Raw genomic sequence first — 24,528 nt, 5'->3', positions numbered from 1 at the left:
CATGATTAACAAAATATCCACAATAGGTATGATTTGTTGCTTGCTAGTACTTCAGTCGTGCAACAAATATTTAGATATCAAGCCAAAAGGAATTCAGATTCCTGAGTTTTATGATGATTATGTCAAGCTGTTGAACCATAAGTCTATGATGAATGCGGATAATCCGTATACGGTCTTCATTACGGATGATATCTTATTGGGCGACAAGTCGGTGCCTTTTGGTCAGTATGAGCAGGCACAGGAAAATCAACGTAATCTATATGATTTTAGCCCAGGCGCTGTATTTAGTGCTGGTGCTGACGATCAACTCTGGCAGGCTGCATATAAGAGAATATACACTTTTAATGTCGTAATCAATAATGTACTGCTGTGTAAAGACGGAACGGAAAAGGAAAGACAGATGCTGGCAGCGGAGGCTAAGGTCGGTCGGGCATTTGAGTATTTAATGCTCGTCAATACCTATGCAAGGGATTACGATAAGACTACGGCAGCTACGGATCTAGGGGTGCCCTTGTTATTATCTGAAGATATTAACAAGGTCTATGTTAGAAATACGGTTGAAGAGGTGTACCAACATATCACTAAAGATCTAACGGAGGCTTTACCTCACTTGGCGGATAAGCCTAAGCATGCATTCAAACCATCCAAGCAGGTCGGCAATGCCTTTATGGCTCGTATGTATCTCTATATGGGCGACTACGAACAGGCTCGAGAGTTTGCTGAAAAAGCGCTTCTGCAAAATAATGTACTGATTGATATGACCAAATACAGCATCAATCCGGCAGGTAACGGTACGGGACGGATTTATGATGCGAGTACCTCCAAACCTTACCCAGAGCCCGAAGATGATGTGGAGAGTATCTATGCACGCTATGGGGATGCATTTGTCGGATTGTCCAGAAACGTATACGCTAGCGAAGATTTGTTGAATACCTATAAGTCGCAATTGCCTGCGGGTAGTACGGATCAGCGTAGAGCTTTGTTTTTTGCTGACAATACATTTAAGCTATATACACAGACCTACAGTTTTCCGGGTAAAAGTATGTGGGTGCCTTATATTATGTTCAATGCCGGATTCAGTACTGCGGAGCTTTATCTTATAGCTGCGGAGGGATATGCTCGAAAAGGAGACGCAACCAATGCATTGAAACTATTGGATAAGCTTAGGGATAAGCGGATTTTGAAAAATATGCCTTTAGTAGCGGGTTCTGCTAAAGAGGCTCTAAAAATGGTGTTGGAAGAGCGTCGTCGGGAATTTGCTTTCCGGGGTAGCATGCGATTGATCGATCTAAAACGCCTTAATAGGGAGGAGGATTGGAAGAAAGATATCAGCCATAAGGTAGGAACCGAAACGAAGGTATTGCCTGCTAATGATAAGCGGTATATTTTGCCGCTGCCACCCAAAGTGATTGAAGTAAACCAAGGCATACAACAATATGACCGGGGATAATAAGATTTAGTGTTTTATAAATAATAATATGCGATATACGATATTGTGCGCGTGTCTAGGTTGGGGGATCGCTGCCACGGCACAGACTAAAAAACCATTGACTCATCAAGATTATGACTTGTGGAGGTCGATCCAGGCTGAAGCAATAACGGATGATGGATTGTGGTTTTCCTATGAGATAAAGGATAAAAAAGATTTTCAACAGCTTTATATTGGTAACGAGAAGACTGTCGATTCGATAAGTAATGGGAGCGCTTTACAGTTTAGCGTGGATTCCAAGTACGCCTTGTTTCAGAAGGCGTCGGATGACAAGAAGAAACGAGACTTCTACTTGAGAAGTTTGACGACGGGGCAGATTGAGCTGATCCCAGCTGTGCAGACGGTGACATTTCTAAATGGGAATACGCCCTTTCTATTGCAAAAGGTGTACAAAGAGTCCCTGGATTCGGTTGCGGTAAAAAAGAAATGGCTGCCTACCACAAAATTGGTGCTAACGACAATGTCGCAGGGAGACTCTTTGGTAATCCCTTCTCTGATTAAGCATAGGTACTCTCCCGATTATAACCATGTGCTCTATCTGCAACGGCAGGATAGTATCAGGATATTATCCTTGATGGACTTGAAAACCAAACGTGCACATGTCTTGGCAAAAGGAAATATCAACTATTCCCTTGCGAATTTTGGAGGGAAGTCGGACAGATTGGTCTATATACAGGAGTCTGTCAATGGTAAGGATACAATCAACAGCCTTTATGTGGTATCTACGTATACGGGAAAGCTTCTTGATTCGGTGACAAGGGCTACTGCGGGGATTGCTCCGGGTTTTCAGCTGTCGCCGATGGAACAGCTTAGCTTGTCGGCAGATGGTGGACGTGTATACTTCAAAGCGAAGCGCGTACAGCCCATAGATACAGCTACTGTTAAGAAAAAGGTGCAACTGGATATTTGGAAATGGGATGCAGACGCTATACCTCCAATGAATAAAGGAGGAAAAATGGTGGAAAGTGATTTCTACCAGTATACACTCGGCAGCAAAAGAGCCGTACAGCTTACGGATAGTAGCATGCCTTTCTTACAGTTTCCTGAGGGGAGTTTTGAGGATGTGACTATTGGTTTCAGCGATATTCCATACCGACACCTGGTGGGGATCACAGCGGATAGGCAGTATGATTCGTATTTGGTCAACCTAAAAACCGGTGAGCGGCAATTGATTTTAAAAGGTAAGTTTGGTACACCTAGGGTATCGTATGACAAGCGCTTTGTAAGCTGGTATGAATCTACTGATAGTTCATGGCATGCGATGGATACAAAGACCTTGCAGGATATAAACCTGACGAAGCAGATTCCTGCTGTATTCTATAATGATGATTTGGATAAACCCATGCACTCCACACATTATACGGATCTAGGCTGGACGGATAGTGGACACGATTTTTTGGTGCATAGTAAGTACGATGTATGGCAGATAGATCCAACGGGCAAACGTGCGCCAATTAACCTTACTAAAGGACTGGGAGCACAGAAAGGGATTGTATTTCGCTATGTGAAATCCAGTAAGTCCGAGCGTTATGTGGCTACAGGGAAACCGATGTATTTTACAGCTTTGGACGAGGTTGATAAAAAGGATGGTTATTTCGTAAGGACCCAGGATGGACAATTTAAGGAGTTGGCTATGTCAAATCATGTGTATGCAGGGCTTACGTTAGCTAAGGAAGGTGAACATCTACTTTGGCGAAAGGGAGATTTTATCAATTATCCGGAGTTGTATTATTCCAAAACTGACTTTAGTGAAGTGAAGAAGCTCACCGTGACAAACCCGCAACAATCGAAGTACATATGGGGGACATCCGAACTGGTGGAATGGGAGAGTTTCAATAAAGATGCACTACAGGGGATTTTATGTAAGCCCGAAAATTTTGATCCGAACAAAAAGTATCCTATGGTCGTTTATTTTTATGAAACGCGGAGTGACTTGGTGAATCGGTATAATGTGCCTGCTGCAATCAAATCGGTGGTCAATTGGTCATATATGGTAAGTAATGGTTATCTCGTGTTTATACCCGATGTCAAATTTAGGGTTGGAGAGCCAGGAGAGAGTTCGTATGATGCTATCGTAAGTGGTGTGCATGCGCTTATGATGAAACATGATTACATTGATAAAGACCGTATAGGATTGAATGGGCACAGTTGGGGAGGGTACCAGACAGCTTACCTGTTGACGAAAACCAATTTGTTTAAAGCGGCAGTAGCCGGCGCGGTGGTTTCGAACATGACGAGCGCTTATGGTGGTATACGTTGGGAAAGCGGGCAAAGCCGTATGTCGCAATATGAGCATGGGCAGAGTAGGATAGGTACCGATTTATGGAGCAATCCAGCGCTGTATATTGACAATTCACCAATTTTCGGATTGAAGAACGTGCAGACACCGGTATTGATGATGCATAATGATCAGGATGGAGCAGTGCCTTGGGAGCAAGGTATTGAGTTGTTTATGGGAATGCGTCGACTGGGTAAACCTGCTTGGATGCTCAATTATAAGGGCGAAGGACACTTGTTGAATAAGGAGGAAAATAAGGATGACTTTACCGTGAAGGTAACGGACTTCTTTGACCATTATCTTAAAGATAAACCTAAACCGAGCTGGATGTAAATCACAGGTCGAACTGCTTTCTGTGGTATCAGTAAGAGGTTCGAGATTTTAATAGATTACAATAATAGGGGCCGATAGACAATCGGCCCCTATTGGTATAAATTAGGATTTGGAAAGTACCTTATTGAGCAATTCTACAGTCTCCTTTTGACTTGGTCTTGGTGCGCTCGCTACACGGGAGAGTAATTGGTCTTCATTTCTTTTTTATCTTTTATCCCACCATACTTTGGACAGGAAAGAGTCACCATTGCTCATACGGTTTACGGCCTCTTTGTAGTTTGTTTGGTTCAGTTCGGCTTCTTCACTCGAGTAGATACCACGTCTAGGTATCTGACCGTTGGTCGAGCCCGGATTTGGACCCGGTGTAAGCTGCGGATAGCCTGTGCGGCGCCACTCGGCAAATGCTTCCATATTACGGCCGAAAAGATGTATCCATTTCTGCGTACCTATCTTCTCCATTTTTTCTGAATCGCTCAAATTGTTAAAGCTTAGAATGCCTTGCTCATAGGATGTAGGTAGGGTCGATAAATTGTAAGGAGGTAATGCAAAAGCTGCTTTGACTCCATCCACAAATAGACCATGCGCTTGGCTATTGGTGGATCCCCAACCTAGAAGTGCGGCTTCTGCCTTGTAAAAACAGACATCTGAATAAGTCAGTGCGTAGCTTGGGATAGGTGCAAACGTCAGACTAAACCATGTATTTCTATTGGCCGTAGAGTAGTTTGCACGAATAAGCTGTGATAACTGATTGTCGGTAAGCGAGACACCTATTCCTTGGTAGGTGGTCGTGCCTCCTATTGTGACCGGATGAGCTAGTATAGGGAGACGTGGATCGTCATCGGCTTTTAGCTTGTCGACCAAAGTATTGGCTAAGTAGCGTAAATCCGCACTTCCAGTAGTAAATTGACGCAAAATTGGATTTTGGTTTTCGGCTTGTGCATTGTTAAAGGTCGCTACAGCAGCATTGTCTGCGTTGCTTGCCAATAGCCCGTAGTTGGATGATAGTGCCGAGGTCACGGTTTGTTGGGCAAGGCTGCTGTTGGCATAACGCATGCGCATACCTATACGGAGTTTAAGAGAGTTACCGAATTTTTTCCACTTATCGATATTACCACCATAGAAAAAATCTGCAGTACCATAGCTGGCATCACCAGTTGTGAGTTTGGCAAGTGATTGATCTAGACGTTGTACCAGAGCAGGATAAATATCTTCCTGCTTGTCAAATTTTGGTGTACGGTTGATGGCTCCACTGTTCTGCGTAACTTCCGAAAAAGGAACGTCGCCAAATAGATCCGTGAGGCGCTGGTAAAGGAATACTTCATAGATTTCTGCGATGGCAAGTTTACTACGGCCTGCAGGATCATTTTCAAGTCCTTTGAGTTCTTGTTTGATCTGGCTTATGTTACGTAAAAGTTGAAAATGTTGACCCCATATTAGATTTTCGGGCCCCTCGAAGTAACGCGAGACGGGGACTACCGGCCCTCCGGCCCAATGTTGTACCCAGGATCCGAATTTATTGTTCGGAAGTTCGCCTGACTCTTGAAACGTGCCGTCGCGAAGGATACGGGACAATAACAGCGCAGGGTCGACCGTGGTGACTGAGGTAGGAGGTGTGTTGATACGTTCGAAATCTTTGGTACAAGAGCTATTCATCAGCATTGCTGCGGTGCCCATGCTCAAGAAAAGAATATGTTTGAAGATAGGTGTTTTCATTTGGATTGTCTTTTGATACATTATAAACCGATATTAAGGTTGATGCCGAAATTACGCATCATAGGTAGTGAGGTCGACTCGATACCGATAGATGAGTTGTGTACGTTGAATGCTGCAGACTCGGGTGAAAAGCCATCGGTTTTACGTTGGAAGTAGAAGAGATTGCGGCCATATAGTCCTACCTTGATATTGCGGACTACTTGATGTGGCATCCATTTCTTTGGTAAACTGTATGATAGGGCAATTTCGCGCATTGCGATGTAACTCATATCATTGATCATTTCTTCGGATACCATCACTTCTTTGTCGCTGGCAACCATATTCCAGTAATCTTGGGCGGTAACCTGCTTACTGTTTTTAACGCCGGTACTGCTCCATTGTCCGTTTCCATCAGCGAGACCTACGATTCCGTCAGCTACATATGTACCGTCCCGTCCTTCAAGAGTCTTCTTACTGGTACCATATATTATCTGTTCGCGGTTAGACTGTGAAAAGATAATACCGCCCTGACGGATATCTACTAGGGCGTAAAGGCTGATTCCTTTATAATTGAATGTATTGCCAAATCCACCTATCCAATCTGGTTGTGCATTGCCAAGGTCGGTCTCTACGCGACCGGTAGTGCGTAATGGCAATCCAGTGTTGGGATCAATCAGACGATTGCCTTGGTCATCTTTGATCCAAGCAAACTGGGTGCCTTTGAGCTGTCCAAAAGGTTTACCTACTTCGGCTACCACATTGACACCTCTGTCGGTTCCTAATAAGAATACATCTACACCTGGATATAGTGATTCTACTTTGTTGCGGTTGCGGTTAAAGTTAAACTGGCTGGTCCATTCAAAATTAGCCGTTTTAACTGGGGTACCACTGATTACGAATTCAAAGCCCTTGTTTGAAATTTCACCCGCATTGATCCGGTTTTTGACATATAAACTGGATGGTGAAATTGGTACATCCAAAATCTGGTTTTTGGTACGTGCCTGATAGTAAGTAAAGGAAAATGATAATCTATTCTGTAACATGCGTAAGTCTAAACCAGCCTCAATGGAAGTCGTCAGTTCATTTTTTAGATTAGGATCGGGGATAATCTCGGTATAGGAAGCCATAGGTATACCGCCATGAGTATACTGATTGAGCGAATAAGCTCCGGTCAGCTGGTAGGGATTTCCCGAGCTACCTGCCTGTGCCCATGAACCACGAATCTTGGCGTAGGATAAAACAGGAGACTGCCATTTGAAGGCATCGGTAAGGATTAAACTACTGCTAACTGACGGGTAAAAAAACGAGTTGTTTTTTTGGGACAATGTAGATGACCAGTCATTACGGGCAGAGAAATCAACAAACCAAAAGTCCCGGAAGCCAAACTGCCCAGAAAAATAAGCAGAGTTGATCTGGGATTCAACGAGGTCGAACAGATAAGAATTGGTCGTTGTGTTATTTATTACAAATAGATTGGGGACTATAAACTGATTACCGGTATTTCCTGTCATGCGGAAATAGCGATTCTGATGACTGGCTCCTAAGTTAAAGCTTAGTTTGATGTCGTCTGTCGCCGAGAAATTTGAGCTGGCTAAGATATCATAATTATCCTCGCGCGAGCGTAATACTTCTTCACGCATGTCACCTTTTTTATTCAAACTTTGGTAGGTGTTGATTGGGCGATAGCGAAAGCGTTGATCGGTATAGAAATCGGTGCCCCCTGTGGCCGAAAGTTTAAGCCAAGGATAGAAGTCATAACTAAGTCGTAACATACCAATGATACGGTCTCTGCGATCTTCATTATGGTTTTCGTTGATGGTCCAAAATGGATTGGCGGTCGAACTATTGGTGGCATAGGTTTTTTCAAGGCCTTCATATATCCCTGAGAATCCGAGTTGACGGGCTACCTCATTGGCTGTCCATTTGTATTGTGAAGCGATGCTATTGCTCAAACTACGGGGCTGACTGATAAATAGATAAGCTGGATTGTCAGAGGCATCCGATAGCGTTGGCCTATTTTCGGCCTGTTGCATGATATAGTTTGCTTTTACGTCGATATGGAACTTATCCGTGATTTTAGCCTGAGTACGTAAGCCAAAGTTATTGCGGTTCAGTGTGTTGGTAGGGATGTAGCCATCGATATTTGTGTTAGCAAAAGAAAAACGATAGTTGAGCTTTTCATTCCCACCATCTACACTGAGATTGTTGACCCGTTGTTTTTCAGTCTGGAAAAATGTTTGGTAGGTATCGGGTTCGGGCTTGAGTTGTAAGATATTACCATACATATCTTCATAGGTCTGTCCCTCCATACGTGCACCCCAACTCGCTCGGGTAGTGCGGTCACGTCCTGCAGACATCTTGGGCATACCAGTGAAATTATTGGCTAAAGCCTGGCTCATCGGCACGATAGTGCCATCATCTTTACGAAAATGGGTAAATGTACCATTGAGTCCCTGACCGTATTCATTTTGAAAATCAGGCAATACTAAAGCGTTGCCGATTGCGTAATCGCTGTTGAACTGGAAGGAGGTCTTGCCGGCTTTTCCGGACTTTGTAGTAATCAATATGACACCATTGCTACCACGCTGGCCATACAATGCTGCGGCATTCGGCCCTTTTAATACGGACATGCTCTCGATATCATCAGGATTGATATTACCGATACCATCGCCGTAGTCAGTACCGCCGGATTGGTTGGGCGCAGAAGTATTCTGATTGTCGATGGGTACACCATCGATGACATAGAGCGGTTGACTGTTACCGATCAATGAGTTGTTACCTCGGATTACCACTTTAGCGGATCCGCCTGCTCCAGATGCCGCACGGCTTACTTGTACACCGGCTACCTTACCAGATAGGGCATTGGCAACATTACTTTCTTTACCTTTTGTAAGTTCGTCTCCTTTGAGTTCGGCAACGGTGTAACCTAGCGCTTTTTTGTCACGTTTGATACCAAGAGCGGTGACGACAACTTCTTCGAGATCTTCGGCTTCTTGATCCAATGTGATAGATATCGCAACTTTGTCTTTGGCGCTAATGTTATAATCGCTCAATGTTTTTGGTTTGAAGCCTAAGGAATTGAGTCGGATATTGTAACCTTGTCCCTCGGGTATACGGTCAAAGCTGAATGTTCCATCTTCTTTGGTCCTGCTTACCTGACGAAAGGAGGTGGATGGGTTTTCGATTGTGACGGTTACAGAAGCTAGACTAGCCCCCTTGCCATCCCGTACAACACCGCTCACTGTTGCAGTAGATTGGGCCATCACTACCTGACTGGAGACACAGACTAGTCCCAATAGACCTAATCGTAGTTTCCAATGCGTTCCAGGAGTTTTCAGCTGGAGATGAAGCATCGTGATAAGCTGCTTCTTGTTGGGTAAATACTTGTTCATATTTAGTTGTTTTTATTGTTTATTACTTCTTGGTGTACGTAATGTTAATATGGTGTAAGTAGTTTATTTCTTTGATAATATCCTTGTATACTTGATCAGATTCTGGAAAGGTACCACTGTAATATTTGCCGTCGAGACTCTGGGCAGGGTACTGTAGGTCTATGCCGTAGTTTTGTTGTAATATGCTGACGACATCATGTAGTGCTAGGTTTTTGAAATGTAAACGTTGCGCGTTCTGGGTAAAATAGGCCTCGCGGTTATGTAGGGTATTGTTTATTTTTTTCTCTTCAATGATTTGTCCCTGCTGATGATCAATAGTCACTTCTTCCATGGGCTTAAATGTCTTTGTTACCTTTTCTGCGTCGACTTTGCGTTGGGAGACGACTTGTATGGATCCCTCTAACAATTGGACACGGGTTTTGGAATCTTTGAACTCGTCGACGACGAATATTGTTCCTAATGCAGTGGTCACTATACCTTGGGACACGACATGGAAAGGCCTGGATTTATCTTTCGCGACATCAAATCTAGCTCTTCCTTTAAGGTGTAGCACACGTTCGGAAAGTGGTGCAAAATCTTCAGCATAGCGAATCTCGGAGTGCGGATAAAGTGTAATTGTAGAGCCATCGCTAGTTGTTAGGACCATGTTTTCATAACCAGAATTGATGTAATACAGGCTGCTGGCAGAGGGATGTATACTGTCGTTGATCACGGTCATCCTACGATCAGACGGATTTATGGATGGGTATTGCTGACGGTATATACCAAATAGGAGGATGAATATTGCCGCTATTGAGGCTGCTACACCAAGATAGCGTATGTGAGTCTTTGCTTTGGGGTATATCTGCTGCGTTAGACGTTTGTAAGCTTCATCCTGTCCCTCATAATGGCGATCGATAGGACTATTCAGCCACTCCTCTTCTGGAAGGAAATCGTCTAGTGCTGTAGGGTCTGTTTCGAGTAGGGTTTCGATAGCCGAAGCTTCGGCAGTGGTACATTTCCCCTGCAAATAGCGATCTACGAGTTGTTTGGTTATCTTCATCGTATAGAATACGACGCAAATGCCCAATACCCCTAAAAGAAAATGAAAATAATAGTAATCTGAAGCAGAAAATTATAGAAAGCACGTTTCAAAGTCTGTAAGGCAAGGCCGATATGGTTCTCGACGGTTTTCGGAGAGATGGACAATTGTTGCGCGATCTCTTTATAGCTTAGGTTCTCGAAGCGGCTCATCCTGAATATGGTTCCTCGGGCTATGGGCATCTTATTAATGATATCGTCCAGTTGTTGTTCTAGTTCTTTAACCCGGTATACCTCTAATGGGGTTTGGTGATGTATTGCTGGATAATCGTTATTTAGTGTATCGGACTCTCTACGTCGTTCTTCTTTGATAATATCGAGCAAGACACTTTTTGCAATGCAAAAGAGCTGAGCTTCAATTTTTATATTTACCTCGTTGTGATGAAGGTTGTGCCACAGTTTTATAAATACACGCTGTACAGTTTCTTCAGCAATATAAGTAGAGTTCGTCTTGGATAAGGCGTAATAATAGATCTTTCTGTTCCAGATCAGAAATAATTCTTCAAAATCAGCGGGTGTTATAGCGTTGTGTTCACTCATGTTTTTGGACATCGAATGTTTGCCGAAATTAGCCATTAAAGCTGTTTTTAGATGACGCACACCTGTTAAGTTTATATGAAGTTTTTATGAATTGGTAACTCAAGTTAATAATTTAATACGAATCAATCAGAAATTTATTTTTATTATCCTTCGTAAAGATTGCTATAGATCTAAACTGCGCGAATGATTATCTAGAACTTAGCCGATCTTGATTGTCTTGGGGATAAGAGAAGTTGATCGGGTAATTCAATTGCTAATTAAATTTTAAAAATAGGTTAATATTCATTTATATTTGGACGCGTAAAACCAGTATAACTTAAAATAAATATGTTAAAAAGGCTCTTTAACAAGAAGACATTTGACCATATATTCCGTGAAAATTATACCTATCTCTATAAATATGCCTTCCATATTACAGGTGATGAAGAAGAGAGTAGGGATATTGTGAGTGGGGTCTTTGAAAGCCTTTGGAAAAATATAGAACGATTTGATAAAGAAAAAGCAAAGCCCTATCTAAAGGTGAGTGTGCGAAATCGTTGTGTTGATTTTTTACGTAAGAATACACTACATAACAAGTATATGGACGAGTATCTGAATACACTCTCACGCTACTATGATGAGTTAGCAGATCAAAGAGAGCAGGATGAACTCGTGGAAACGATGTTAAGCCAATTGCCTGAAAATACAAGGCATATTTTGGACTTATGTTATTTTCAGCGATTGAAATACAGTGAAGTAGCGGAACAATTGGATATAAGTCCAGATACCGTAAAGAAGCATATTGTAAAAGCACTTAAATTATTGAGGACGATCTATAATGAGAAAAAATAATAAAATGATACCTGTTTCGGGGTTTGGTTCGTACTATAACTTATAAAGGGAAGAAGTAATGGAAGAGAGAAACAAACAAGATGGTACCCCGTCCGATTTTATAAAGGAAGAGATTCTGCTCCGTGAACATTTTGTGAAGTATGATAATGTACCGGATGTAGAGGATGAGCTAAAGCGCTTTCATGTCAAGAAGCAGTGGATTTCTACAAGGATAGTTGTTATAGGTTCTGCTATAGCGGCAACTATGTTGTTAGCTGCTTTTGCTTATCTATATCTTTTGCATGCAGATCCATCCTCGTCTACTTCAGATTACCTGGTGTACGAAGAGCGTTCTACTGTAGATGAAGTGTTATTAAGGTCGGGAGATAAAGAAGCTATTAATATAGAGGAAGCCGTGAGTTCCCGTGTTTTGAATGGAAAAAATAATCCTATTCTGATCGAAGGAGGGTTATCCTATAAGACAATATCACCGCAAGTGGCTGTCCAGGAAGAGGTATTAACTGTGCCCAATGGAAAAATGGTTAAGATTATCCTTGAAGATGGTTCAGAGGCTTGGATCAATGCCAGAAGTAAAATTACGTTCCCTAATCGTTTTGTTGGCAATGAAAGAAAGATACAACTAGAAGGGGAAGCTTTTTTCAAAGTGACAAAGGATAAAAACAGACCTTTTATAGTTGAGACAAAAGATCTGTCGACCCAAGTGTTAGGTACGGAATTTAATGTAAAGAGTAGTAATACGCAGCAGGCGCAGGTGACACTTCTGACAGGAAAGGTCGAGGTGTTGGACGGCGGAGCACAACAGGGGATGATACTTACTCCCGGGGATGAGTTTTTAAGAGATATAAAAGGGACAGTAAAACTTAGTAAGATTGATCTCGATACATACTATAGGTGGTACGAAGGTTATTTCTATTTTGATCAGGTTTCGCTAGGAGAAGTATTACGGGAAGTGGGACGTTGGTATAATAAGGATGTCGTATTTGAAAATGCGCGTGTAGACAGACTTAAAATTCGTTTTACTGCGGATAGAAAAGAATCGTTGGAGACTATTATAGAGCTGATGAATGATTTTAAATTGGCCAAGATCGTGATTAAAGGAAACACAATCGTTGTGCAACGTTAACCGTATTGATTAATAATCAAGATAGAACGTAAGATCTGCCAAGATTCTTGCGTTTTTTTATATACTTATGAATCAACGTTTTAGGTGTTTTGTGGTAGTTTGTTTTAAAATAACTTAAAATAAACGTACCCTATTTGGACTGTAGTACGTACTAGGTATCAAATGAGCTTGGATCTCTGCATGGAGAAACTAAAACTAACTAATAACTAACCATTTTAAAGAATGAAAGAAAGAAAAAAAAGGCTCTTGATGCTGTTTTGCTTTTTGTTTACCATCTATGGCAGTTGGGCACAGGAACAGCGAGTATCGCTTGTCTTTAAGGATGAGGCCCTGTCCACTGTATTCAAGCGGATTGAGAAAGTCTCGAATGTGAAAATTCAGTTTGTATACGCAGACATCGAGCGTTATAAAGTGAGCACACAGATTGAAAACAAGAAAGCTACTGAAGCGGTGCAACAGGTGATAGCTGGATTTCCGCTCAACTACACGACGAAAGGAGACGGAAAGTATATTGTTATCACAAAAAAGAAAGATCAAAACACCGACGGAAAAATTCAAAGTGAGACTGTCGAAGTACAGGGTAAGGTGATTAGTGGAACTGGAAGTCCGTTATCCGGTGTTACTATTGTGATGCTAGATGAAGGAAATAGAACAATCGGGACGACATCTTCGGGGCTAGAAGGAAATTATGTCCTGAAAGCCCAAGCGAAGGGTAAATCTGCATTAAAACTTGTGTATAGTATCGTGGGCATGGAGACCCAACAGGTCAACTATACTTTTCAACCGATTGTGGATATAACACTAGAGGAGCGATCAGAAGATGTAGGTGAGGTGGTTGTGGTCGCTTTTGGTCAGCAGAAAAAGGAAACTCTGGTTGGTTCTATAAGTAATGTAAATCCCAAGGAGCTGAAAGGTCCGACATCTAACCTAACTACGATGTTGGCAGGAAGGGTTGCTGGTGTGATTGCTTATCAACGGTCCGGCGAGCCTGGACAGGATAATGCACAGTTTTTTATTCGTGGTGTTACCAGTTTTGGTACGGGTAAAGTAGATCCACTCATTCTTTTGAACGGGATGGAAATATCTTCTAATGAACTAGCACGTATACAGCCTGATGATATCGAAGGATTCTCTATCTTGAAAGATGCTTCGGCTGCTGCACTATATGGCGCCCGGGGAGCTAATGGAGTAATTTTGGTTACGACCAAAAGTGGTAAAGATGGACCTACAAAGTTTAACATAAGGGTAGAGAATTCAATATCTTCTAATACCGATAATTTTAAGCTTGCCGATAATATAACCTATATGACCTTGGCTAATGAGGGGGCAAGAACAAGAAACTTTGAGGAACCTTATCCGCAGAGTAAGATTGATATGACGGGCCTAGGACGGGATCCTTATTTGTACCCGAATAACAATTGGATAGATATGTTGATCAGAGATTATACCAATAATACGAGAGTGAATGGTAACGTAAGTGGAGGTGGATCTAAAGCTCAATATTATATATCTGGTACCGCCAATATTGATAATGGTGTAATACGAGAGGTCAAATCCCAAAACTTCAATAGTAATGTGAAAGCGTCTAATTATGAAATGCGAAGCAATGTCAATTTTAAACTGACTCCATCTACAGATGCTACGGTACGTACTCAAGGACAGTTCTACGAGTATAATGGTCCAGTGGGTGGTGGTGGATTTGTATTCAATCAAGCTTTATGGTCCAACCCGGTAGCGTTCCCGGCTTATTTTCCTAAGGAGTTGAGCCCCACTACAAACCATGTCTTATTTGGGAATGCCAGAAGACCAGGGGATGGAGCATTTTATAACAATCCCTATGCTAAAGCAGTTTCTGGATATCAGCTAACGGAGCGATCATACCTCACGGTACAAGGAGAGATCAAGCAAAATTTTGACTTTCTGCTAAAGGGACTGACAGGACGCATTATGGGATATACGCGTCGTAATTCGGAACACTCACTAACAAGGCAATATTCACCATTCTATTATAGTGCTGTATTTGATAAAGAGCAGGGGTATACAGGATTAAAATTACTAAATGATGAAGGAGGAAGGGAATATCTTGATTATGCTGCAGGAAGTAAGATTGTCAATAAATTCAATTATGTGGAGGCTGCATTAAATTATAATACCTCCATTGGCAAAAATGATATTGGAGCAACGTTGATCTATTTGGCTTCCCATTACCAGACTGCAAATCCTGAGGTAAGAGCTGATGGTACAGCAGTAACTTCCAATATTGAAAAACTTCAATTGTCGCTTCCAAAACGAAATCAAGGTGTGTCGGGACGCTTTACCTATGGCTATGATATGCGCTACCTTGCGGAGTTCAATTTTGGCTACAATGGCTCTGAACGTTTTTGGGGAGATCAGAAGTATGGTTTTTTTCCTTCAATCGGACTAGCGTGGAACGCTCATAATGAAAAGTTCTTTAGCGGTATTACTTCGGTCGTTAATAAGTTTAAAATTAGAGGAACGTATGGTTTGGTCGGTAATGATCAAATCGGAAACGAATCCGATCGTTTTTTCTTTTTATCACTGGTGGATTTGAATGCTCCTGGTTATTCTTTTGGGTATAACTATGATTACACAAAACCTGGTGTAAAGGTAGACCGTTATGAAAATAGAGATATTACCTGGGAGACTTCATACAAATCTAATATTGGTTTTGAAATGGGACTATTCAGGAACTTGAATATTGAGTTTGATGCCTATCGGGAAAGACGTACAAATATTTTGATGACGAGGAGCTCTATACCCAATGAAGTCGGGCTTACGGCGGCAGTACAGGCCAATGTGGGAGAGGCTAAGGCGCAGGGATTTGAGGTGGCAACGGATTATAATAAAACTTTCGGAAATGATATGTTTTTGACTGTCCGAGGTAATTTTACATATGCAACCAGTAAGTATGATGTCTACGAAGAACCGCAATACTTGCCAGAGAATAGTCATTTGTCCCGTATTGGGAATCCCGTAAGCCAGGTATATGGTTATATCGCTGAGCGCTTGTTTATAGATGATTACGAGGTGATGAATTCGCCCAAACAATTTGGTGATTACCTAGGAGGAGATATTAAATATAGGGATATAAATGGTGATGGTGTGATTACTACGCTAGACAGGGTGCCTATTGGTATGCCAACTACACCTCAGGTGATCTATGGTTTTGGTTTTAGTTTTGGTTATAAGGATTTTGATGTTAGTTCGTTTTTTCAAGGGTCTGCCCGATCATCTTTCTTTATAAACCCTACCAATATCACCCCTTTTGCAATGGATGTAAATCCTAAATATAGTGGTATGCAGAATGGCTTGTTACAGGGGATTGCGGATAGTCATTGGTCGGAAAGTAACCGTGATGTTTATGCGTTTTTTCCTAGGCTGTCAAGTACGTTGGTCACTAATAATACACAAACATCGACCTGGTGGATGCGAGATGGTGCGTTTCTTCGGTTAAAATCTGTTGAGCTAGGGTATAACATGCCTGCTAAATTGCTGCAACGTATCAAGGTCGGTAACATGAGGATATACGCCAATGCATCTAACCTTTTTGTATGGAGTAAGTTTAAAATGTGGGATGTTGAAATGGGAGGGAATGGATTGGGATATCCGCTGCAAAGAGTATATAATATCGGAGTAAATATCGGCTTTTAAGGTCCGGATAGATAACTCAAGAAATAATTAGATACGTATGAAAATGGAGAAAAGATCATTGAAAAATATAAAAAAGCTAACTGTAATGGCATTGTTAATATTGGCAACGAGTGGTTGCAAAGATTATCTAGATGTGGTGCCAGATGGTTTGGCTACAATCGATCATGCTTTTACAAATAGGCATGAAGCCGAAAAGTTTTTGCATAAGTGTTATTCGTATACCTTTTCAAGAGCTCACGCTGGAGGTGTGGCTGTAGCGAATATCATGTTTACAGGTGGGGACGAGATGTGGACCTATAGAGAAACATATGATTTGGATTCGCCTTGGAAAATAGCGCTGGGTGAACAGAATGTATCTAGACCTTATGTGAACTTTTGGGACGGAGACAAGCATGGTTCTAACTTTTGGCAGGCGATCAGGGAATGTAATATTTTTTTAGAGAATATAAAGGATGAGCGTAAGGTACTGGATCTATTGCCTGAAGATCGTAAACGGTGGATTGGGGAGGTCGAGTTTTTGAAAGCTTATTTTCACTTCTGTCTGTTGCGCATGTATGGGCCTATTCCTATTATGGATAAAGCTATTCCTATCGGTGAATCGCCTGAGACAATGCGGGTAAAAAGAATGCCCGTTGATGAGGTCGTAAATTATATTTCAAACTTATTGGATGAGGCTGCGACCAAGCTGCCCGATGGTATCGTAAATGTCACTACGGAGGCGGGGCGTATAAGTAGAACAACAGTATTGACATTAAAAACGAAGCTTTGGGTAATGGCAGCAAGTCCTCTTTTTAATGGAAATCAGGACTATAATAATTTTAAGAACAAGGATGGACAACTTTTGTTTAATGCCAATTACGATCAATCAAAATGGGAAAAGGCTGTTGAAGCTGGCAAATTAGCCATTGAAGCCGCTGAAGCCGGAAATCATAAATTATACTATTTTAGTGATTTTGGGTATAAGCTTTCGGACTCTACAACCTACCAAATGAATACCCGCGGAGCGGTAACAGAGAAATGGAATTCGGAATTGATATGGGGACTGACAAATCATAGTGAAACGGTTATTGGCGATATTCAGAATGCTAATTTGGCAGGGCAGATCGATAGTCGAATCACTACACCTGTCGATTATACCTCGTATTTGTCCGTGACGATGCGTATGGCTGAATTGTTCTATACCGACAATGGTGTACCTATCAATGAAGATTTGGATTATGATTATGCAGGGCGGTTTGAAGTGAAGGCTGCAACGGTAGCAGACCGTTTCAATATTGTGCCAGGTTACCGCACAGCGAAGTTGAATTTTAATAGGGAGAACCGATTCTATGGTTCTATTGCGTTTGACGGAGCGAAGTGGTTCATGGCCAATGCTCCAGGTGCCACCGATGAACAAACAGCACTATATGTAAGGGGAAAAAACGGACAACCCAGTGGTAAGCTTAGAGATATGTATTATAACGTGACAGGGTACTGGGCGAAAAAGCTAGTCAATTGGAGGTTTCAGCAGATTGGTATAGGTACACAGAAGTATTCTACAGAAAAGTATCCTAGACCTGAAATGAGGCTAGCAGACTTGTATCTGTTGTATGCAGAAGCTTGTAATGAGACCGATAAAAGAGAGGAAGCTATAAGGTATCTAGACATGATACGTACAAGAGCAGGGCTGAAAGGGGTAGTCGAGTCTTGGACCAATCACTCTAGAAATCCAGGTAAACCGAATACAAAGGAAGGATTACGAGCGATAATTATGCAGGAGAGAGGGATTGAATTGGCTTTTGAAGGGCATCGTATCTGGGATTTGCGTAGATGGAAAACTGCAGAAACCTTACAAAATCAACCCGTCAGGGGCTGGAACTATCTAGGAAGTACGGAAATAGATTACTATAGAGTACGTACATTGCACAATATGACCTTTAATGCACCTAGAGATTACTTTTGGCCAATACGGGAATCAAATTTACAAACCAATCCTAATCTGGTTCAAAATCCAGGATGGTAACCTAATTAATGTTAAAAGCAATGAATAAGATTTTCATATATACGATGATTATAGTGCTAGGGGGACTGATGATAAGATGTTCGGAGGAAAAGCATGGACCGATAGAAGCAGATGCGGCACCTACTGGGCCAGTCAGCAACGTAAGGGTAGAACCTACATGGGGAGGAGGGAGAGTAACTTATACCTTGCCGACTAGTAAATCATTATCCCATGTGGTGGCAGAGGTACACATGCCAGATGGAAAGACAAAGCAGTTTGTTTCTTCGCAGTACACGACAACGATCGAAATAGAAGGGTTACCCAAGATTGATACATACAAGGTTGATGTTTACGCAGTAAATAAAAGTAATCATAAATCTGTGGCCGAAAAGGTCGAATTCGCTTGTTTACAACCTCCTTATCTAAAGGTGTACGAAAGTCTCAAGCTTTCCCCTGACTTTGGAGGGATTAATGTAAAGTGGGATGGGAATGATTCTGAAGCTCGCTTGGGAATGGTTATTATGCACAATGATTCGCTTGGGGACTTTGTACAGTATGCTTCTGAATATTCCACATTAGAGAAGTTAAGCCATTCATTTAGAGGTATGAAATCGGAAGAGAACAAGTTTGGGGTATTTATTAAAGATCGGTTTGGAAATACTTCGGATACTTTGTATGCCCAAATGAAACCGTTGTTTGAAAAGCTAGTGCCGAAATCGAAGTTTAAAGAAGTCCTTCTCCCTGGAGACACTCCTATCTGGCCGGGGTTATCCTACGTGCAATGGCAATTTTTATGGGATGATGTAGTGTTGGTTGATTATGACAATCCTTATTCATCTTCGTACTACTCTCGGTATTTTGTTACATCAAATGCCGCAGCTTTGCCACAGCATATCACTATTGATATCGGTGACAAGTATATATTGTCTAGGATGAGGCTGAATAATTACTATCGTTTCTCGGATCGTAATCCAAAAAAATATGAAGTATGGGGACATCCTGGACCACCGCCGGCAGATGGCAGTTGGAATGGTTGGGTAAAGCTAGGAGAACATGAACAATTCAAACCATCAGGTAATCTTGCGGGGGTAAGCCCTGTTACAGCTGAGGATAAGAAGTATTGGTTAGATGGTGATATGGTAAGTCTAAGGACTGATGTAGGGCCAATACGGTATATCCGTCTCAAGGTGTTGTCTAACTGGGCTGGAAGTGCAAATTTTGCCTTTCACGAGATAACATTTTGGGGGAGTAATTAATTGTAGCGTTTAAATGTGAAGTTGGCTTTAAGGGTATCAAAGACAAAAAAATATATGAAAAATTGTATAAAATTCGCGTACTTGTTAATAATAGGGAGCGTTTTGAGTTGTACTAAATCAAACGATTATACCAAGTATCTAGAAACAGGTGAAATTCGATATGCGGCAAAACCCGAATTGCTAAAGGCTTTCCCTGGGAATGAACGGGTCAAGTTGCAGTGGCAGATTTTATCGGATCAGAATATAAACAAAGCAAAAATCTATTGGCGGAATAAATCGGATTCGATAGAAGTTCCGATTATCAGAAGTCCGGGGATAGATACTATATCAGTTATAATCCCATTGAAGGAAGGTGCGTATAGTTTTGACGTTGTGCATTTTCATGCAGATGGTGTACGTTCGTTGGCAGCTAATGTCAGCAGTACCTCTTACGGACCGAGTTATGTAAGTACGTTGATGAACCGGGCCTTATTGTCACATTCCTGGACCCCCGCAAATCAGGGGATAGTTATGAATTGGGGAAGTAGCGAGAGTACATCGATCGGTACAAAGGTGAGCTATATCAATATCAATAATGATCCAAGGGAATTTGTTGTAGGGGTGAAAACAAATAGTTCGAGCTATACGAGATTATTGCAACATAGTGTTTTGGAGTACAAAACACTATACAAACCAGATACGTTATGTATTGATACATTCTATAGTCCGATTAGTACCTTGAAAGTGGCCTATTGATTTGAATGATAGTATAAATGAGTAATTATTGTGCAAAAACACGGGAGAAATTAAATGTTAAAAATAAAGAGTTTTAAAATTGGTAGAGTGATGCTTATGATGGTTGCCCTAAGCAGCTGGGGCCCAAAATCTATAGCGCAGTTTAAGAATCATGGCCCACAGGTGTTTGCTGCGGCTATACAGGGGAGTCATTTTCTGAGCGATAGTAAAGGGAAGGAGTATGTATTCACAGTGGTACGTGGTGTTCCTGCTCGTTTAATCGGGTACGAACTGGATTCCAATAAGATGATTGTCAATTCATTGTTGCCAGGTACCGATGGGGCTTGGGATATGGAGGTTTCATCTGATAATCGAGTTTACATTTCGGGAAACGGCAAGATGTATTCCTATACATTAGGGGATGTAGAGGCGAAGGATCTAGGGCTAGCTCTACCTAACCAAAAGGTGATCTGGGATTTGGTGGCTGGGAGAGATGGAAGGATATATGGAGGTACTTATCCGGGAGCTCAAGTGTTTGAATATGATCCTAATGCTGGATTTAAGGATGTCGGAAATGGTGCTTTGAAAACCAACGAAGAGTATGTAAGAAGTATTGCTTATGATGAAAAGAACAATACAATATATGCAGGTTTGGGTTCACATGCTGCTTTTGTAGCGTTAGATGTAGCATCAAAGCAAAAAAGAGACCTATTGGCAGAGGAAGATAGGGACCATGAGTTTGTGTATGATATGGAGTTAATTCCTGGACTGAAAGGAGGGGATAGGATCTTTGCTTGGTTAAATAGCGCAAAAGGCTTAGAAACCTTCGTCTATAATCTGAACTCGGGTAAATATGAACAGCGCCTTCCTTCAATCGAGATAAAATCAATGGTGAGGGATGATAAAACGCAGAACGTATATTATGCTGCTGGTGGAAAACTGTATGTAATGGATTTTGCACACGCTAAGCCAATCGCTAAAGAAATTGCAAAAATAGAAGGTAGAGGGAGGGCTGGTTTCTTGGATAAGCAGGGGCATTATAAGGTGTTGACCAGTACACATAAAGTGTTGACTATAAATGTGAAAACAGGACAAATAGTAAGAGAGGTTTTATTGGATGTCCCTAAAGCACCTATTAGTATACAGTCGATTTTTTGGGGACCAGATGGGAAAATTTGGAGCGCTGGGTATCTAGCTGGAAACCACGGTACTTTTGACCCTAATACCGAAGAGCATGCAGACTATCCAGGTCTTCATCAGACCGAAGGAATGAATAGTATGGGGAATACGATTTATTTTGGCAACTATACGAAAGCGGAGGTATTTGCCTATGACGTGACCAAGCCATGGAGTACCAGTCAAGGGAATCCTAAATTCTTGGGCGCTATTAGAAATCAAGATAGGCCATTTGCAGTACTTCCTGTGAAAAGCCGAAACGAGGTGTTGTTTGGGACAATTACAGGTTATGGCCAGTTGGGAGGAGCAATTGCGCATCTAAATGTTGGTACCGAAAAATTGGAAAGTTTTGTTAATGTCATTCCAAACCAAGCGATTACTTCGCTTATAGAATTTGATGGGCATATTATCGGTGGGTCTACAATCTTTGGAGGCTTGGGGTCAGTACCGGTGGAAAATAAAGGTCGCATATTCGAGTGGGATCCAGAAAACAAGAAGGTGCTATGGACCGATTCTATAGCAGATTATTGGTCAGTATCAGGACTTTTTATAGGTCCGGATAAGGGGCTGTGGGGCTTTGCTGATGGTGCGCTAATAAAATATGATCCGAAATCAAAAAAAACGCTCTTTAAAAGAGAAATCTATAGTTACAAGGACAAGCCAAGCCACATTTGGAGAAATGGTCTAGCTGTATCACATCCCAATGGTCTAATTTATTTTACGCTTACCGATAGACTGTATAGTTATGATCCTATAAAGGATGAGCTGAAAGAACTAAGGGAAAATGCCAGTCTCATGGTACTGGGAACGAACGATAAAATATACTTCAGGGAGGGTACCGATTTATGGAGCTATACGCCATCAAATTAATTTATAGCACTATTTGTCGAGTTTTGATTGACCTAACAGATGATTGTTAGCTATAAGGTAGCGGAGTTTCGATAAGACTCCGCTATTTTTTTATCGCTCGTTTAATGGAATGAGCAACTTTTTCGTAGTTTTGACAGCAAATCACATGGCTGACAACCTACTAGAAGAAGAAAAGAGACTCCTGTTAAAAATAGCGGATGGTGATAGGCATGCCTTTACGCTACTGTTTAAACAGTATCACAACTACGTTTATCTCTCCGGTAAAAAGTTGACGCATTCTGAATACTGGGCAGAAGAGGTCGTGCAGGATATCTTTTTTAAGATATGGCAAAAACGGGAGCGACTGGTTGATATCGATAACTTCGGAGCCTACCTGAATCGTATCGTTCGGAATCATTCTTTCAATATCCTGAGACAAATGGCACAGGAGTCGAAGTCTAAAGAACAGATCATCCGTAAGACGGAGATCGATATTAATCCAACTCAGGATACTGTACATTGGAAGGAGGCTACAGCCGTATTGGAAAAAGCATTACACACCTTGACTCCTCAGCAAAGGATTGCTTACGAACTGTGCCATATACAGGGACTGAAATATCAGGAGGCAGCTGAGCAGATGGGGGTATCTTACGAGACAGTGCATTCGCACATGAAGGAAGCTATAAAGAAGATCCGAAATCATTTTAAAACGATGGGAATTACCTATACGTTATTGTTTGCCCTGTTATTCTCTTAAGTTTTCTATTTAAAACTAATTTTTAATAACTGACATTCAGTCTGTTGTTTGTTTTTCTGTCGATTTTTAAAAAAATATTACTTTTCATCTCCCCATTTGTTGTTGTTATGGTGTCAATACAATTAAATAGGGAAAACTAACCTTACATATGAGCACAAATCAGGATAGATCATCTCATCAGCGACTAAAGGATTTAATGATTCTTTATTTTGCGCAACGTATCAATGAGGCCGAGCAGGAAGAGCTTTGGAATTATGTCAATGACCCTTTTTATCAGGATCAGGTTAAGGATTTAATTCCTGATAGTACTACACTGGATCTGAGTGAGGGGCGATTGGACGAATGCCGGGCTGATGCAATCTTGGGTTTGATTTTCGCAGCGGACGATGAGCAGGAGGAGATAGGAAAGGTGCGCACGCTATCAAGATCGATATGGAAACGTATCTCTGTAGCGGCTGCAGTAGCGGCTTTGTTGTGTGTGGGTACTTGGTGGTACTATTCGGTGCCAGATGTAGACGATATCAAGACGGGAGAACGTGTGGTACAGGATATTCCGGGCGGTGCGGAGGGAGCTACTCTGCGGTTAGCAGATGGTCGCACCATTGCATTAGGGGCTACGGCGAGTGGAGAAATAGCGTCTGAGGCTGGTATAATGGTAGAGAAGGGAAAGGATGGCGAACTGACCTATCGTGTCGCAGATACGGAAGGGGATACGCAATATCCGCATGTATTGGCTACAGGCAAGGGGCAGACGTATAGGGTGTTGCTGCCTGATGGATCTAAGGTGTGGCTGAATGCGCTGTCTGAATTGACCTATCGTCCTAAATTGATAGAATCAGGAAAGCGCATAGTACAGCTGAAGGGAGAAGCTTATTTTGAAATTGCAAAGGATACTGATCACCCCTTTGTTGTACGATCTCGCAATCAGGAAGTACAGGTGCTAGGCACACATTTTAATGTCAATGCTTATGACGATGAACCTTTTGTCGCTACAACGCTGCTCGAAGGTGCCATTAGATTGCACACGGGTGGGGAGCAGCGTTTGCTTCAGCCAGGACAGCAGGCGATTAATAAGGACGGGCAAGTTCGGGTAAGAGCGGTAAATCTGGAGAATATAACCGACTGGAAAGATGGCGATTTTGCATTCCAGCAGGTAGACTTCCGCACAGCACTGCGCAAGATCGAACGATGGTATGATGTGGAGATGATATACGATGAGTCGTTGCCGAAGGATTTGGAAGCTGGTGGTTGGATATCGAGGAAAAAGAATTTGTCATCTGTTCTTCGGTTTATCGAGTCGACACAGATGGTGCGCTTCAAGGTGGACGGGCGAAAAGTCTATGTGACACGCTATTGATCAGACTG

The 24,528-nt window shown here is 41.9% G+C and carries 15 protein-coding genes; 11 read left to right on the top strand and 4 right to left on the bottom strand.

Going from position 1 to position 24,528, the window contains the following annotated elements; translation table 11 throughout:
- Position 1: 1 nt before the first annotated feature.
- Together CLV99_RS07575 and CLV99_RS07570 are read left to right on the top strand one after the other, a co-directional pair.
- Entirely contained in the window at positions 2-1,450 is a 1,449-nt protein-coding gene (locus CLV99_RS07575; RefSeq protein ID WP_133583870.1) for a RagB/SusD family nutrient uptake outer membrane protein, read from the top strand.
- Positions 1,451-1,478: 28 nt separating this feature from the next.
- Positions 1,479-4,100, top strand: coding sequence for an alpha/beta hydrolase family protein (locus CLV99_RS07570; protein WP_133583869.1), 2,622 nt, complete (start codon positions 1,479-1,481; stop codon positions 4,098-4,100).
- Between the two features lie 204 nt (positions 4,101-4,304).
- Here CLV99_RS07570 and CLV99_RS07565 read toward each other — a convergent pair whose 3' ends face one another.
- From CLV99_RS07565 to CLV99_RS07550, 4 genes are read right to left on the bottom strand one after another with little or no spacing between them, the layout of a single operon-like run.
- On the bottom strand, positions 4,305-5,813 hold the full coding sequence (locus CLV99_RS07565) for a SusD/RagB family nutrient-binding outer membrane lipoprotein (protein WP_133583868.1): 1,509 nt from the start codon (positions 5,811-5,813) through the stop codon (positions 4,305-4,307).
- A gap of 20 nt (positions 5,814-5,833) precedes the next feature.
- On the bottom strand, positions 5,834-9,184 hold the full coding sequence (locus CLV99_RS07560; protein WP_133583867.1) for a SusC/RagA family TonB-linked outer membrane protein: 3,351 nt from the start codon (positions 9,182-9,184) through the stop codon (positions 5,834-5,836).
- A 22-nt stretch (positions 9,185-9,206) separates the two neighbouring features.
- Positions 9,207-10,226 (bottom strand): FecR family protein, encoded by a 1,020-nt coding sequence (locus CLV99_RS07555; protein WP_133583866.1) that lies wholly within the window; start codon positions 10,224-10,226, stop codon positions 9,207-9,209.
- 32 nt (positions 10,227-10,258) lie between these two features.
- Positions 10,259-10,804 (bottom strand): sigma-70 family RNA polymerase sigma factor, encoded by a 546-nt coding sequence (locus CLV99_RS07550; RefSeq protein ID WP_133583865.1) that lies wholly within the window; start codon positions 10,802-10,804, stop codon positions 10,259-10,261.
- A gap of 327 nt (positions 10,805-11,131) precedes the next feature.
- Between CLV99_RS07550 and CLV99_RS07545 the strand changes: the two genes are divergently transcribed.
- From CLV99_RS07545 to CLV99_RS07505, 9 genes are all read left to right on the top strand, one after another.
- The gene (locus CLV99_RS07545) at positions 11,132-11,635 is read left to right on the top strand and encodes an RNA polymerase sigma factor (protein ID WP_133583864.1); all 504 of its coding nucleotides are present in this window, start codon (positions 11,132-11,134) and stop codon (positions 11,633-11,635) included.
- 58 nt (positions 11,636-11,693) lie between these two features.
- Positions 11,694-12,758: a FecR family protein gene (locus CLV99_RS07540; RefSeq protein ID WP_133583863.1), complete on the top strand. Its 1,065-nt coding sequence runs from the start codon at positions 11,694-11,696 to the stop codon at positions 12,756-12,758.
- A gap of 222 nt (positions 12,759-12,980) precedes the next feature.
- Positions 12,981-16,430, top strand: a complete 3,450-nt coding sequence (locus CLV99_RS07535; protein WP_211348445.1) for a SusC/RagA family TonB-linked outer membrane protein — start codon at positions 12,981-12,983, stop codon at positions 16,428-16,430.
- Between the two features lie 85 nt (positions 16,431-16,515).
- Entirely contained in the window at positions 16,516-18,432 is a 1,917-nt protein-coding gene (locus tag CLV99_RS07530; RefSeq protein ID WP_162850052.1) for a RagB/SusD family nutrient uptake outer membrane protein, read from the top strand.
- A gap of 20 nt (positions 18,433-18,452) precedes the next feature.
- Positions 18,453-19,667: a DUF5126 domain-containing protein gene (locus CLV99_RS07525; RefSeq protein ID WP_162850051.1), complete on the top strand. Its 1,215-nt coding sequence runs from the start codon at positions 18,453-18,455 to the stop codon at positions 19,665-19,667.
- Positions 19,668-19,769: 102 nt separating this feature from the next.
- Positions 19,770-20,402, top strand: coding sequence for a DUF4998 domain-containing protein (locus tag CLV99_RS07520; RefSeq protein WP_162850050.1), 633 nt, complete (start codon positions 19,770-19,772; stop codon positions 20,400-20,402).
- A gap of 54 nt (positions 20,403-20,456) precedes the next feature.
- A complete protein-coding gene (locus tag CLV99_RS07515; protein WP_133583859.1) occupies positions 20,457-22,427 on the top strand; it encodes an NHL repeat-containing protein in 1,971 nt (656 codons plus the stop codon).
- A 145-nt stretch (positions 22,428-22,572) separates the two neighbouring features.
- Positions 22,573-23,163 (top strand): RNA polymerase sigma-70 factor, encoded by a 591-nt coding sequence (locus CLV99_RS07510; RefSeq protein ID WP_133583858.1) that lies wholly within the window; start codon positions 22,573-22,575, stop codon positions 23,161-23,163.
- A 148-nt stretch (positions 23,164-23,311) separates the two neighbouring features.
- A complete protein-coding gene (locus CLV99_RS07505; RefSeq protein WP_133583857.1) occupies positions 23,312-24,520 on the top strand; it encodes a FecR family protein in 1,209 nt (402 codons plus the stop codon).
- Positions 24,521-24,528: the final 8 nt, after the last annotated feature.

Origin of the sequence: Sphingobacterium yanglingense, from assembly GCF_004363245.1 — a bacterium.
In the GTDB taxonomy this organism is placed as follows: domain Bacteria; phylum Bacteroidota; class Bacteroidia; order Sphingobacteriales; family Sphingobacteriaceae; genus Sphingobacterium; species Sphingobacterium yanglingense.
Note: the sequence above shows the minus strand (reverse complement) of the source record. Positions and strands in the feature narration are given on the sequence as shown.